Consider the following 13,113-nt stretch of genomic DNA (forward strand, 5'->3'; position numbering starts at 1 on the left):
CGGTAGAACGGGGAGATGGAGCCCCACGCCGAGTCCTTCGACGCCGACGACGTCCAGACGTTCCTCAACTCCTACGGGGTCGCGCTCTCGACCGGGGATCTCGACGTGATCATGGAGAGCTACGCGTTCCCCGCGCTGATCGTGGGAGCGACGCGGACCGTGCCGCTCCCCGACCCCGAGTCAGTGCGCGAGTCGACGCTCGAGACCGCCCGGGGGTTCCGCGAGCGCGGGCTCGTCGGCGTCGTCGCCCACCTCGAGCAGGTCGAGGAGGTGGGCGACGCGCTCGTGTGGACTCAGGTGCGGTGGAGCTACCGCGACGAGTACGCGAACGAGCAGGAGGCGCAGGAAGTCCGGTACCTGCTGCGCCGCGCCCGCGACACGTTCGAGGTGTGCGTCGAGGTCCGTCTCGACGGCGCGTCCTGAGCGACCTGTGGTCGCGGCCGTGCGCGGGTCGTCAGCAGCCAGGGTCGACGACGTCCGCTCCCGCCGCCACGAAGTCGAGCCGGACCCCGGGCTCGGCCGCCACGAGGGGCACCGGGTCGCCGTGCTCCCAGTTCCGCGGCACGAGGACGTAGTACCCGCCGGACCGGGTGAGCAGGACGTAACCCGTCGAGCGGTACGGCAGTGCCGCTCCCTCCGAGCAGCTCGCGGCGGAGCCCGTCGTGACGAGCCCGAGGTCGTCGGCGCTGCGGACCACGACGCCCGCGGCGCCCGGGAGCTCCGCCACGAACTGGCGAGCGCGCTGCGTCCCGACGGCCGCCGAGTAGTCGGCGACCGCCCAGAACAGCGCGAGCGCCACGAGCACGAAGACCGCACCCCACTCCGTGAGGCGCGTCCCGGCGCGGACCTGGACGTCCGCGGCACGTCGATGGGCGACGACGGCCACCGACAGCACGACCACGCCGAGGGCGAGGCACGCGGGCGCGACCCAGCTCCACGCGTCCGGGAGGAGCACGACCCCCAGCGCGCGGAGCACGCCGATCGCGACGAGCGCCGTCCCGACCACCGTCGCCGTCACCCGCTGCCGGTGCCCGTCGACCGATCGGCGCACACGCTCGGGGACCACGCTCCACGTCCACAGGAGCACGAGGACCCCGACGGAGACCACGAGGAGCGGGACGAGCAGGCCGTCCTGGGACCGGAGGAGATAGTCCTGCGTCGTGAGCTGGAGGACGGTGACGTCGACCCCGAGGTACTGCAGGAAGTACGTCGCGTGAGACCGGCCGAAGAAGTACAGCAGCCCTGTGACGAGCGTCGCCGGCGCGACGACCTGCGTGAGGATGCGGGCCACGCGGGGGATGTCGCCCGCCCCGTCGACGTCGGCCGTGTCGATCGTGGCGGGGGCGGCTGGCCGTTCCTCAGCCATCGTCGCCACCCGGGGCCGACGGCGCGTCGGCCGGGGGCACCTCTTCGGCCGGCAGATCGTCCGGTTCGGCCGGCGGGACGACGTCCTCTCCCGGCGCCGGGACCTCCCCCTCGGGCACGGACGTCGTGGTGTCGTCCGGGACTGACCCGTCACCACCGTCGCCGCCCTCGGTGCCTTCCTCGCCGTTCTCCCCGGGCTCGGGCGGACACTGCACCTTGACCACGAGCTCGGACTCGCTATCGACGATCGTGCCAGAAGCGGGTCGTAGGCCCGCGAAGGTGCATTCCCTGCGGTCTTTCTCAACGCCCACCACCTCCTCGACCAGCTTGAGGCACGGCTCCTGCGCGTCGCACGCCACCGCCACGGCCTTTCTGAGGTCGACCAGCGCATCGTCAATCTGCCGGGTCGTCTGGGTGAAGGGCGGAATCTTCACCGGCGACGGGATCGCTCCCCCACCGCCACCGGAGTCTCCACCGCGCGATCGATCCCGTGCCGCATCTCCTCCGCCTCCGCCTCCGCCTCCGCCGCCGCGGTCGCCGCCAGGAGCGTCGCTGGTCGAGGTGTCGCTCGTCTCGACGCCGCCGTCCGCGACGGCGGGCCGTTCGCCACCGTCGTCTCCGGCGGGGCTCGGCCGTGCGCAGCCCGACAGCCCCAGGGCCGCGAGGAGCACGACGGCGACAAGGACGTTCGAAGAGCTCTGTGACGGTCTCATGATCGCCTCCCCTGGAATGTGTGGCGTCCGGCACTCTCCTGGAGGGAGCGCCGTGCGCGTCGGCATGATGCGCTGTCGGCTTCTCGTCGTGCGACGGGCGCGACCCGTCAGTGGAAGTCGCGCGACGTCGTCGCGACCTGCAGCGAGAGCGGGGCGAGGTGCTCTGCGACGAGGTTCGTCGCGCCGTCGGCCCGCTCGAGCCGCCCGCGCACGACGAGCGCCGCCGACCCGCGCGCGACCTTCCGGAACCGCTGCCACAGCCCGGGCGAGCACACGACGTTGAGGATCCCCGTCTCGTCCTCGAGGGACAGGAACGTCACGCCGCCGGCGGTCCCGGGCCGCTGACGGTGCGTGACGACGCCGCCCACAGCGACCCGCGACGGCGGGTGCGGCCGTGTCCCCGGCACCTCGCCCGCCGCACGCTCGGCGTCGTCGACGCGCTCGATCTCCCGCGACACCTCGACGGCGCCGACGACGGTGAGCACGCCCGCGGCGGTCAGTCCGTCGCGCACGTACTGGGTCGGGTAGGAGTCGGCGGACACGCCCGTGGCCCACACGTCGGCGACGGCGGTCTCGACGTCGGTCATGCCCGGTAGCTCGGGGGCCTCCACGCCGACGCTCACGCCCGCCAGTGTGCCCGGGCCCTCCTGCGCGAGCGCACCGGCGGCCCACAGCGCCTCGCGCCGCGTCACGCCGAGGCTGTCCGTCGCCCCCGCGGTCGCGAGGCCTTCGAGCTGGGCCGTCGTGAGGTCGACGCGCCGCACGAGGTCGCGCAGGTCGCGGAACGCCCGCCCCTCCCCCGCGGCGCCGTCGTCCGACGACGCACCGACCGGCCGTGCCACGCCGTCGTCCACCGTCCCCCGCGCCGCGACGACCCGCTCGGCCGCCTCCTTGCCCAGCCCGCGCACGCTCGCGAGCCCGAGCCGCACCGCGAGCGTCAGGTCCGGCTCCGGCCCGAACGCCGGGTCGATCCGCACGGCTCCACCACCGGGAGAGGGGGTTGGTGGGGACCGCCGAGGGCCGTGGTCGGGCCTGGCGGGAGGACCCGAGGAACGAGGGTCCGGAGGGTAGGCCCGAGCGCGGTCTCCACCCTCTCCTTCGTACGCCGACACCCGCTCGACCGTCGCCTGCACCTCGGACGCGTTGACGTCCGGGCGCAGCACGGTCACGCCGTGGCGCCGGGCGTCGGCGACGAGCGACTGCGGCGAGTAGAACCCCATGGGCTGCGCCGCGAGCAGGCCCGCGTAGAACGCGGCGGGGTGGTGCACCTTGAGCCACGAGCTCGCGTACACGAGGAACGCGAACGAGTACGCGTGCGACTCGGGGAACCCGAAGTCGGCGAACGCCTTGAGCTTGTCGTAGATCTCCTCGCGCACCGCGGGGTCCGTGACCCCCTTCTTCTCCATCCCCTCCATGAGCCGACCGCGCAGCTCCTCCATGCGTTCGACCGACCGCTTCGACCCCATCGCCCGGCGCAGCTGGTCGGAGTCCTTGGGCGAGAAGCCCGCGACGTCGATCGCCATCTGCATGAGCTGCTCCTGGAACAACGGCACACCGAGCGTCTTGCCGAGCGACTTCTCCAGCAGCGGGTGCAGGAACGTCACCTTCTCCCGGCCCCGCGCGCGGTTGATGTACGGGTGCACGGACCCGCCCTGGATCGGCCCGGGACGGATCAGCGCGACCTCGATGACGATGTCGTAGAACTTTCGCGGGCGCAGCCGCGGCAGCGTCGCCATCTGCGCGCGCGACTCGACCTGGAACACCCCGACGGTGTCGGCCGCGCACAGCAGGTCGTACACCGCCGGGTCGTCCTCCGGCAGCGTGTGCAGCTCGAGGTGCGACCCCTCGTGCCGCTCCACGAGGTCGAACCCGATCCGCAGGGCCGTGAGCATCCCGAGCCCGAGCAGGTCGAACTTCACGAGCCCGGCGTCCGCGCAGTCCTCCTTGTCCCACTGCAGGACCGTGCGCCCCTCCATGCGCGCCCACTCGACCGGGCACACCTCGATGACCGGCCGGTCGCACATGACCATGCCGCCCGAGTGGATCCCCAGGTGCCGCGGCAGCCGCAGCATCCGGTCCGCCAGGTCGAGCACCGCGTCCGGGATCTCCCCCTCCTCCGCCGCCGACGGCGGCCGGTGCGCGGGCACGACGTCGTGCGTGTCGTCCGAGCGCAGCGCCCCCTCGATCTTCGGGTCGTCTCCGGCCGGGGTACCACGGTCGTGGTCGCCTCCGGCCGGGGGGTGCGGACCGCGCTCGGGCCTACCATCCGGACCCTCGTCCCTCGGGTCCTCCCGCCAGGCCCGACCACGGCCCTCGGCGCTCCGCACCCCCCGCCCTCTGCCGGGCCCGTCGCCCTGGTCCTCGGCGAGCGGGTCGACGACGCGCGGCCGCCGCGCGCTCCGGCCGCTCAGGTCGGGCGACCAGTCGCCCGAGGTGCCGGTGCGTGGGGAGGTGGGGTCGTCGTCACGCGAGGCGCCGCCTCGGGAGGCGCCGGTGCGTGGGGAGGTGGGGTCGTCGCGCGCGGCCGTGGTCGGGTCTGGCGGGAGCGGGCCGAGGAACGAGGCCCGCGGATGGTAGGCCGCGCGCGACGACCCCACCTCCCTCCCAGCCGAACCCACCGAACCCGACCCCACGTCACGAGACCCCCACAGCGCCGCGACCCGCGCGTCCTTCTGCGCGGTCTTCGAAGCGATCGCGCGTTCCTTGGCCGCACGGTCGGCCGCGGGCGACGACGGGTCGGGGCCGCGCAGGGAGCCCCAGCGCTCGATGGACTTGCTCCACGCGTCGGCCTGCCCGACGTCGTACCCGAGCGCGCGGGCGGCGTCGCGCACGGCGGACTTGGGCCGGTAGGAGATGACGTTCGCGACCTGCGCGGCGTGCGTGCGCCCGAACTTCGCGTAGACGTGCTGGATGACCTCCTCGCGCCGAGCGGACTCGATGTCGACGTCGATGTCGGGCGGTCCGTCGCGCTCGGGCGCGAGGAAGCGTTCGAACAGCAGCCCGTGCTTCACGGCGTCGACGGCGGTGATGCCGAGCGCGTAGCAGACGGCGGAGTTCGCGGCCGAGCCGCGGCCCTGCGCGAGGATGCCGTGGACGCGGCAGAACTCGACGAGGTCGTAGACGACGAGGAAGTAGCCGGGGAAGTTCAGGTCTTCGATGACGCGCAGCTCGTGGTCGATCTGCGCCCACGCCCCCGGGATCCTCTCCGCCTCGCGCGGCCCGTAGCGGTTCTCGCCGCCGCGGCACACGAGCTCACGCAGCCAGGTCGCCTCGGTGTGCCCGTCCGGCACGGGGTACGGCGGGAGGTCGGGCGCGACGAGGTGCAGGTCGAACGCGCACTCGTCCCCGAGCGCGGCGGCCGTCGCGACGGCCTGCGGGTACCGGTGGTGGCGCGCGAGCATCTCCGCCGCCGAGCGCAGGTGGGCCGTCGGGGCGCCGGGCAGCCACCCGTCCATGTCGTCGAGCGAGGAGCGGGCGCGCACGGCCGCGAGCGCCCCCGCGAGGTCGGCGTCGTGCGGGCGGGCGAAGTGGGCGGCGGTGGTCGCGACGAGCGGGAGCCGGGCGTCGGCGGCGAGGTCGGCGAGCGCGGCGTGCAGGTCGGCGTCGCGCGGGTCGTCGGTCGTGGTGATCTCGACGGCGACGTTGTCCGCGCCGAAGACGGCGACGAGCCGGTCGAGCTCGCGGCGTGCCTCGGCGCGCCCGGAGGTGACGAGCGCGCGCCGGACGGCGCCCTTGCGGCACCCGGTGAGCACGAGCCACTGCCCGGCGGCCTCCTCGCCGAGCGTGTCGAGGTCGTAGCGGGCGGCGCCCTTGGTCCCGGTCGCGAGGTGCGCGGTGGCGATGGCGCGCGACAGGTTGCGGTAGCCCTGGGGGCCCCGCGCGAGGGCGAGCAGGTGGGTCGATCGGGGGTCGGGCACGCCGGTGGGCGGGTCGAGGACGGGCACGCCGGTGGGCGGGTCGAGGACGGGCGCGCCGGCGGGCACGGGTGCGGGCAGGTGCAGCTCGGCGCCGAAGACCGAGGGCAGCCCGACCTTGCGCGCGGCCTCCGCGAACCGCACGACGCCGTACAGGCCGTCGTGGTCGGTGATCGCGAGCGCGGACAGCCCGAGCCGCGCGCCCTCGGCGGCGAGCTCCTCGGGGTGGGACGCGCCGTCGAGGAAGCTGAACGCGGAGTGGGCGTGCAGCTCGGCGTACCGGGGGGCGGTCGTTCGGTCAGTCATAGAGCCCCTCCACGGTCCAGCGCCCGCGCGTGCTCGCGAGGAGCAGCCCGCGGCCGTCGTCGAGCAGCACCTGCACGTGCACGCGGCGCCGGGGCGCGGGGGTCCACCAGCGCTCGGCGAGCGGCCAGGGCCCCGCCCAGTCCACGACCGCGGCGTCAGGGTCGTCCGGACCGGGCCACCGCACGCTCGCGGGCTCGCCGCTCATCGCGAGGCGCGCGTCGACGACGACGGGCCGCCCCGCGCCGTCGAGCACGACGACGTCCTGCGGCTCGACCGGGACGACCGCCGGGGCGGGGCTCGGCAGCGCGCCGGGCCACGGCAGGGCGGGGTCGCGCGGGCGCGCGACGTCCTCCCCGAACGGCACGAGGTGCAGGCGGTCGGTCGCGTCGCGCCCGCCCTGGACCTGCACGCGAAGGACGGCGTCGCCGCCGAGGATGCCCTGCACGCGGCCGAGGGCGCGGTGGGCGCGCGCGTCCTCGCCGCTCGACGCGCCCCACAGGCGCGGCTGCTCGGCCCCGGCGGGGACGACCTCCTCGGCGGTGAGGGACAGGCGGGCGAGCGGCGCGGCGTCGGGCACGACGCTCGCCCCGCCGGGCGAGCCCTCTCCCCCGCCGCGCCGCGCGGACCGGGCGGCGCGCACGCTCGTCGTGGTGAGCCAGCCCTCGAGCTGCCAGCGCACCTTGTCGGTGAGGCGCGCGGGGCTCATCGCACCCGGCCCGTCGAGGCGCCACGTGCGCTCGAGGTCGTCCCCCTCGGTGGTCCGGGCGGTGATGCGCAGCCGGCCGGCGACGAGGGACCGGGCGACGAGCTGGTCGTGCAGGTCCTCGGCGAGGCGGCGCGCGGCGAAGGTCGCGACGTCGACGCGCTCGGCGGGCGGGTCGAGCTCGGCGCTCACCGCGACGTCGGCCTCGACGCGGCGGCGCGCGGGCGGGCGCAGGTCCTCGCCGCGCGCGAGCCGGTGCGCCCACGCGCCGAGGTCGCCGAACCGGCCCTCGACGGTCGCGGGCGGCAGCGCGGCGAGCGTCCCGAGGGTGCGCACGCCGAGCCGGCCCAGGAGGTCGACGAGCTCGTCGATCGCGACGGCGGCGTCGGGCCGGGCGGCGACGTGCACGAGCTCGCGCGCGGGGCGCGGGGCGAGGAACGCGGGCGACCCGCCGGACGCGACGACGGCGGACGCGCGCGCGGCGAGCACCGCGGCGAGGATCCCGTCGGCGACGCCCACCTGGCACTCGTGCCCGGTGTGCTCGGCGACGCGCGCGACGAGCGCCTCCGCGAGCGCCGCGTCCGACCCGTGGTAGCGGCTGGCTCCGGACGCCGGGAGGAGCAGCAGCCCGGGGCGCGTGATCTCCAGGCCCGCGACGACCGTCTCGGCCGCGAGCGCGACGGGCTCGAACTCGCGCGCGTCGCGCGCGTCGTCGACGTCGAGCAGCTCGAGCTCGGGGCAGCACTCGCGGGCCCGACGGCGGCGCATCCCCCGGCGGACGCCGTGCGCTCGCGCGGTGGCCGAGACGGCGACGACGCGGCGGCCGTCGTGCGTCACGGCGGGGACGTGCGCGGGGACGTCGCGGACCGCCATCGCGGCGAGCACCGGCCAGTCCGGCACCCACAGGGCGGCCGTCCGGGTCGGGGTCGCGGTCATCCGACGAGCCTCAGCCCGGGACGGTCGGCGCGGTCCTCGACCTCGGTGCGGTCGACGGCCTCTCCCGTGCGCACGGCGGCGCCCGCCTCGACGACGGACGCGGCGTCGGGGAGCGTGCCGCTGCGCTCGGCGAGGAACGCCGGCCAGTCCTCGTGGCCGAGCGGCAGCTCGACCACGACGCGGGCGGGGCGTGCGGCGCCCCCGCGGCCCGCACGCTCGACGACGAGCGAGCGGCGCCGCAGCCAGCCCGCCCCGTGATCCGCCCCGGACCACCGGCCGCCCGTGACCGTGAGGGCGACGTGCGCGCCGGGCCACGCCGCGGCGGCGACGAGCAGCGCCCCGCGCTCCTTGGCGCGCGCCGCGAGGCGGCGACGGTCGGTGTCCGTGAGGGCGGCGTCGGGCCCGACGACCACGACGTCCAGCCCGTCGACGAGCGCAGCGATCGCGAGCGCCGCGTCCGGGCCGGGGCGCGGGACGAGCACGACGCGGTCGAGGTCCGCCCCGACGTCGGCGGCCGCGAGCAGCCCGACCGCCGGGAACCCGACCGCGGCGGTCCACGCGCCGGACCGGGAGGGCCGCGCGACGAGCGCGAGCAGGAGGCTCGTCGAGCCGCGCACGGCGAGGACGGTCCCGCGCTGCAGGGCGCCGAGCGGCAGGAGCGGGGCGAGCGCGTCGTGGACCGGCCAGACCCGCTCGTCCGGCATCGCGTCCGGCACGACCGCCCCGGCGCGGGAGCGGGTGGGCACGGGGTGCGGACGCGCGGACGACGGCGCCGTCGGCGCGACAGGGTCTGCCGACAGGCCGGCCGGGACAGGGACAGCGACCGGGCGGTGCCGACGGACGCCGGTCCGCTCCTCCGCACGCCGTAGCGTGACGCGGGCCTGCTCGGCCTTGTCCTGCCGGACCCGCTCCTCCGGTGCGGAGCTCGTCCGCTCGGCCGGGTCGGCGAGAACGGTCATCTCGCCTCCCGGTGGTGCTCGGACCGGCGCACGGACACGCGCCGAGGATGCACGGAGGAGTCAAGCCGACACTCCGCCAGTCGAACAGATGTTCGAACATTTCCAGTGAACGACCCCTACCGTGGGGGTGTCAACTCCGCAGGTCGCCACCGTCTGCTTCGTCCGAGATGCCCACCCCAACCCTCGATCCCCACTCGAAGGTTGCAGGAACCCTCGACCTCTACCTCAGGGCCACCCGCCTGGTCGACGAGGTGGCAGGCTGAGGGCATGGATGCCCGCGCCACCCTGCCCACGCTCGGCTCGCTCACCTGGGAGCCCGCCCTCGACCATCTCGACCTCGTGGCCCCCGTGACCGCCGACGCGCTGCGCCGGTGGGCCGAGGCCGACCCCGGCGTCGCGTCGCTCGTCGCCGTGACGGAGATCGACCCCGGCCTCGCGGACACCGCGACGCTCAACGACGCGTTCGACCTGCCCGTCGAGGCGTCGGCGAACTGCGTCGTCGTGGGTGGCGCGCGCGGGGGCGACGAGCGGGTGGCCGCCGCGGTCGTGCGCGCGCACACGCGCGCCGACGTCAACACGCGCGTCCGCAAGCTCCTCGACGTGCGCAAGGCGTCGTTCCTGCCGACCGAGCGGGCGACGGCCGAGTCCGGCATGGAGTACGGCGGCATCACGCCCGTCGGGCTGCCCGCGGGCTGGCGCGTGCTCGTCGACGCGCGCGTGGTCACCGACGGCGAGCTCGCCCTGATCGGCAGCGGGGTCCGCCGATCGAAGCTCCTGCTCCCGGGCGCGCTGCTCGGACGCCTGCCGGGCGTCGAGGCGGTCGAGGACCTGGCCGTCCCCGCCTGAGGTCCCGGCTCATGCCGGGAGCACGGCCACCTGCTCTCGGGCGTGCCGGCCGGCGGAGACGATCTCGTCGACGACCGCGACGGCGAGGTCCGCCGTGGACAGCACCGCACCCGCGTCGTCGGACGACAGCACCGGCGAGGCGGTGCGGTACCGGCCCGTGCGCTCGGCCGTGTCGTCGAGGTAGGTCGGCGGGGGCGTGAGGACCACCCAGTCCAGGTCGACCGACCGGCGCAGGGCGACCAGCTCGCCCGCCCGGGCCGCGGAGAACTCCGTGACCTGGGGAGGAGTTCCCGGCGTCTCGAAGACCATCGACCCGTCCGGCACCCGGAGCGTCGTCCCGACGCCGATGACGACGAGCCGCCGCACGCCGACCTCGGCGAGCCCGTGCGTGAGGGCGCTGATCGCACGCGTCGAGAAGTCGTGCGGCTCGCCGGTCAGGGCGAACGCCGCGTGGACGACGACGTCCGCCCCCGGACGAGCCCGCTGATCGACGCGCTGTCGGTCACGTCACCCGCGACGGCTCCCGCGGGGTCGCTGTCCGGGCGCGACGTGCGCACGACGGGCACGACGTCGATCGTCCTCCGCCGCGCCTCGTCGACGACCCGACGTCCCACTCTTCCGGCCCCACCGAACACCACGACCCGCATGCCAGTCCTCCACGTCCGTCACGCACCCGGCTCTCGGGCGCCGCTCGGAGACTAGGGAGCGGGCACGTGGTTACCGCAACGTGACCGCCCGGGCACCCTAGGATCGACGGTGTGACCCCGCGCCCCACGAGATGCGACGTCGTCGTCCCGATCGGGTATCGCCGCACCTGGGTGCCCATGGTGCTCAGGCGGCTCGCCGAGCGGCCGCACCGCTTCGGCGACCTGCGGCGATCTCTCGACGGTGTTTCCGCGAAGGTGCTGAGCGAGACTCTCGCGAGCATGCAGCGCGACGGCCACGTGCATCGCACGGACCACCGCGAGACGCCCAACACGGTGGAGTACTCCCTCACACCGCTCGGGGCGTCGTTCCTCGAGCCCTTGGACGCGCTGTGCGCGTGGAGCCGGCAGAACCTCTCCGCCGTGCACGACGCCCGGGACCGGTTCGACGACGTGCTCGACGAGGGCGCGCCGCTCGCCCACGGCGCCTCCACGCCGTGACGGGCATCACGACGTGAGGACGACGAGCTCCTGGGTCGCGCGCGTCATCGCGACGTAGCGGTCGACAGCCCCCTCGAAGCCTTCGCCGAACGCGTGCGGGTCCACGAGCACGACGAGGTCGAACTCGAGGCCCTTGGCCGTCTCGGGCGTCAGCGACCGCACGCGGGACGTCCGGTCGGACGTCCCGCCAGTCGCCGTGGCGAACGTCTCGACGAATCCGGCGCCGGCGATGACGCACGCCGTCCCGTCGGTGTGCTCGGCGAGCCAGGCGTCGAGGATCGCGTCGAGGTCGGCGACCGTCCCGTGGGCGACCGGCACGCCCGTGCTGCGCACCGACGTCGGGACGTTGGCGTCGGGGAGGGCGGCGCGGATCACGGGCTCCGCCGCGGCCATGACCTCCTGCGGCGTGCGGTAGTTGACGTGCAGCGACGCCTCGGCGACGCGATCGAAGCCGACGCGCTCGAGGCGCTCGCGCCACGTCTCGGGGAACCCGTGCCGCGCCTGCGCCCGGTCCCCCACGACCGTGACGCTGCGCGACGGGCAGCGGCTCAGGACCATCTGCCACTCGGCGTCGGTGAGCTCCTGCGCCTCGTCTACGACGACGTGCGCGAACGGCCCAGCGAGCCGGTCGGGCGTGGCCGTGACGAGTGCGCCGTCGTCGACCAGCGCGTCGCGCAGGTCCTGGCCGCGCAGCATCTGCATGACGCCGAGCTCGCTGTCGTCGGTCGCGAGGAGGTGGTCGACGACGTCGTCCATGCGGGCGCGCTCGGCCGCCGCGGCGGCCTCGTTGCGTCGACGGCGGCGCGACGCCTCGGGGTCACCGAGGCGGCGGCGCGCGGCGTCGAGCAGCGGCAGGTCCGCCGTCGTCCACGCGCTCGCGTCCACGCGCTGCAGCGCGCGCACCTGCTCGGGCGTGAGCGACGGCGCGCACAGGCGCAGGTAGGCGGGCACGGACCACAGGTCGGCCACGAGGTCCGTCGCCTCGACGAGCGGCCACGCGCGGTCGAACGCGGCGCCGAGCGCGCGGTGGCTCCGCAGGGCGCGGCGCACGTCGTCGGCCGACAGGTCCACGGCGTCCTCCGCGGCTCCCCCGCACGCCTTGTCCACGAGGATCTCGACGAGCGCAGCCCAGACGTCGTCGCGCGCCTCGTTGTGCGGGGTGCCGGGGTCGATCGACTCGAACGCCTCCGCCCAGTCGGCCGTGGAGAGCCAGACGTCGACCCACGGCGTCTCGACCTCCATGCCCTCCGCAGGCGGGCGCTCGGAGAACCGCACGGCCGGCTCGATCGCCGCGACGACGGCGGCGGACGCCTTGAGGCGCGCGACCTCGGGGTCGGCCTCCGCGCGCGCGGTCGCGCCCTCCGGGACGAGGTCGCGCAGCGTGCACGTCTGCACGCCCTCCTCGCCGAGGCTCGGGAGCACGTCGGCGACGTACCCGAGGTAGGGGCGGCTCGGCCCGATCACGAGCACGCCGCCGCGCCCCTCGCCCACGTGCGGATCGGCGTACAGCAGGTACGCGGCGCGGTGCAGCGCGACGACCGTCTTGCCCGTGCCCGGCCCGCCGTCGACGACGAGCGCGCCGCGCGACCCCGCGCGCACGATCGCGTCCTGGTCGGCCTGGATCGTGCCGAGCACGTCCCGCATGCGCGGCGACCGGCTCGCACCGAGGCTCGCGACGAACGCCGACTGGTCGTCGAGCGCCGCGCTCGACCCCGCGCCGTCGGGCACGAGCGCCTCGTCCCAGTAGTCCGTGACGCGCCCGCGCGTCCAGCGGTACCGGCGCCGCGCCGCGAGGCCCATCGGGTGCGCGGGCGTCGCCGCGAAGTAGGGCTCGGCCGCCGGCGAGCGCCAGTCGACGAGGAGCCGCTCCCCCGCCGGGTCGGTGAGACCGACGCGGCCGACGTAGACGGGGGCGGAGCCGTCGGCGAACGTCATGCGGCCCAGGCACAGGTCGACGCCGTAGCGCTGCAGGAGCCGCAGGCGCGCGCTGAGCCGGTGGACCTCCTGGTCGCGCTCGAGCGCCTCCGTGCCGGACCCGCCCGGCGCGCGGCGCGCCGCGTCGAGGCGCTCCGAGAGGTCGGCCACGGAGTGCTCGAGGCTCGCCGCGATCGCGGCGAAGTGCCGCTCGTCGGCGTCGACGAGCGTGGGCTCGGCCTTGGCGGCGAGGCGGTCGGGAAGGTCGAAGGTGCGGGTGGGCGCAGCGGTCAAGGTCATCAGCTCCGGTCC

The 13,113-nt window shown here is 75.7% G+C and carries 11 protein-coding genes; 3 read left to right on the top strand and 8 right to left on the bottom strand.

Going from position 1 to position 13,113, the window contains the following annotated elements; genetic code table 11:
* Window positions 1-15 precede the first annotated feature (15 nt).
* A complete protein-coding gene (locus AC4H2H_RS02930; RefSeq protein ID WP_494369308.1) occupies window positions 16-423 on the top strand; it encodes a DUF6841 family protein in 408 nt (135 codons plus the stop codon).
* A gap of 31 nt (window positions 424-454) precedes the next feature.
* Here AC4H2H_RS02930 and AC4H2H_RS02935 read toward each other — a convergent pair whose 3' ends face one another.
* The 5 genes from AC4H2H_RS02935 to imuA' form a co-directional block, all read right to left on the bottom strand.
* Window positions 455-1,366, bottom strand: a complete 912-nt coding sequence (locus AC4H2H_RS02935; RefSeq protein ID WP_494369309.1) for a hypothetical protein — start codon at window positions 1,364-1,366, stop codon at window positions 455-457.
* Window positions 1,359-1,799, bottom strand: coding sequence for a hypothetical protein (locus AC4H2H_RS02940; protein ID WP_494369310.1), 441 nt, complete (start codon window positions 1,797-1,799; stop codon window positions 1,359-1,361). The genes AC4H2H_RS02935 and AC4H2H_RS02940 overlap by 8 nt, the downstream gene beginning before the upstream one ends.
* A gap of 386 nt (window positions 1,800-2,185) precedes the next feature.
* A complete protein-coding gene (locus AC4H2H_RS02945) occupies window positions 2,186-6,298 on the bottom strand; it encodes a PHP domain-containing protein (RefSeq protein ID WP_494369311.1) in 4,113 nt (1,370 codons plus the stop codon).
* Complete coding sequence (locus AC4H2H_RS02950) at window positions 6,291-7,937, bottom strand: DNA polymerase Y family protein (protein ID WP_494369312.1); 1,647 nt, start codon at window positions 7,935-7,937, stop codon at window positions 6,291-6,293. The genes AC4H2H_RS02945 and AC4H2H_RS02950 overlap by 8 nt, the downstream gene beginning before the upstream one ends.
* Window positions 7,934-8,896, bottom strand: coding sequence for a DnaE2-dependent mutagenesis accessory factor ImuA' (imuA', locus tag AC4H2H_RS02955; protein ID WP_494369313.1), 963 nt, complete (start codon window positions 8,894-8,896; stop codon window positions 7,934-7,936). Before imuA' ends, AC4H2H_RS02950 begins: the two co-directional genes overlap by 4 nt.
* Window positions 8,897-9,163: 267 nt before the next feature.
* Between imuA' and AC4H2H_RS02960 the strand changes: the two genes are divergently transcribed.
* Window positions 9,164-9,742 carry a YbaK/EbsC family protein gene (locus tag AC4H2H_RS02960; RefSeq protein ID WP_494369314.1) on the top strand — a complete coding sequence of 193 codons (579 nt, stop codon included), beginning with the start codon at window positions 9,164-9,166 and terminating at the stop codon, window positions 9,740-9,742.
* A gap of 9 nt (window positions 9,743-9,751) precedes the next feature.
* Here the strand turns inward: AC4H2H_RS02960 and AC4H2H_RS02965 are convergent, their stop codons facing one another.
* Both AC4H2H_RS02965 and AC4H2H_RS02970 read right to left on the bottom strand, forming a co-directional pair.
* Window positions 9,752-10,180, bottom strand: a complete 429-nt coding sequence (locus tag AC4H2H_RS02965; RefSeq protein WP_494369355.1) for an NAD(P)-dependent oxidoreductase — start codon at window positions 10,178-10,180, stop codon at window positions 9,752-9,754.
* Window positions 10,177-10,389 (bottom strand): NAD-dependent epimerase/dehydratase family protein, encoded by a 213-nt coding sequence (locus tag AC4H2H_RS02970; RefSeq protein ID WP_494369315.1) that lies wholly within the window; start codon window positions 10,387-10,389, stop codon window positions 10,177-10,179. Before AC4H2H_RS02970 ends, AC4H2H_RS02965 begins: the two co-directional genes overlap by 4 nt.
* Window positions 10,390-10,500: 111 nt before the next feature.
* Between AC4H2H_RS02970 and AC4H2H_RS02975 the strand changes: the two genes are divergently transcribed.
* Entirely contained in the window at window positions 10,501-10,887 is a 387-nt protein-coding gene (locus tag AC4H2H_RS02975) for a winged helix-turn-helix transcriptional regulator (RefSeq protein ID WP_494369316.1), read from the top strand.
* Between the two features lie 6 nt (window positions 10,888-10,893).
* On the opposite strand, the gene helR is transcribed toward AC4H2H_RS02975, so the two are convergent.
* Window positions 10,894-13,101: an RNA polymerase recycling motor ATPase HelR gene (helR, locus tag AC4H2H_RS02980; RefSeq protein ID WP_494369317.1), complete on the bottom strand. Its 2,208-nt coding sequence runs from the start codon at window positions 13,099-13,101 to the stop codon at window positions 10,894-10,896.
* Window positions 13,102-13,113: the final 12 nt, after the last annotated feature.

It is taken from the genome of Cellulosimicrobium sp. BMG9.22 (genome assembly GCF_059159975.1).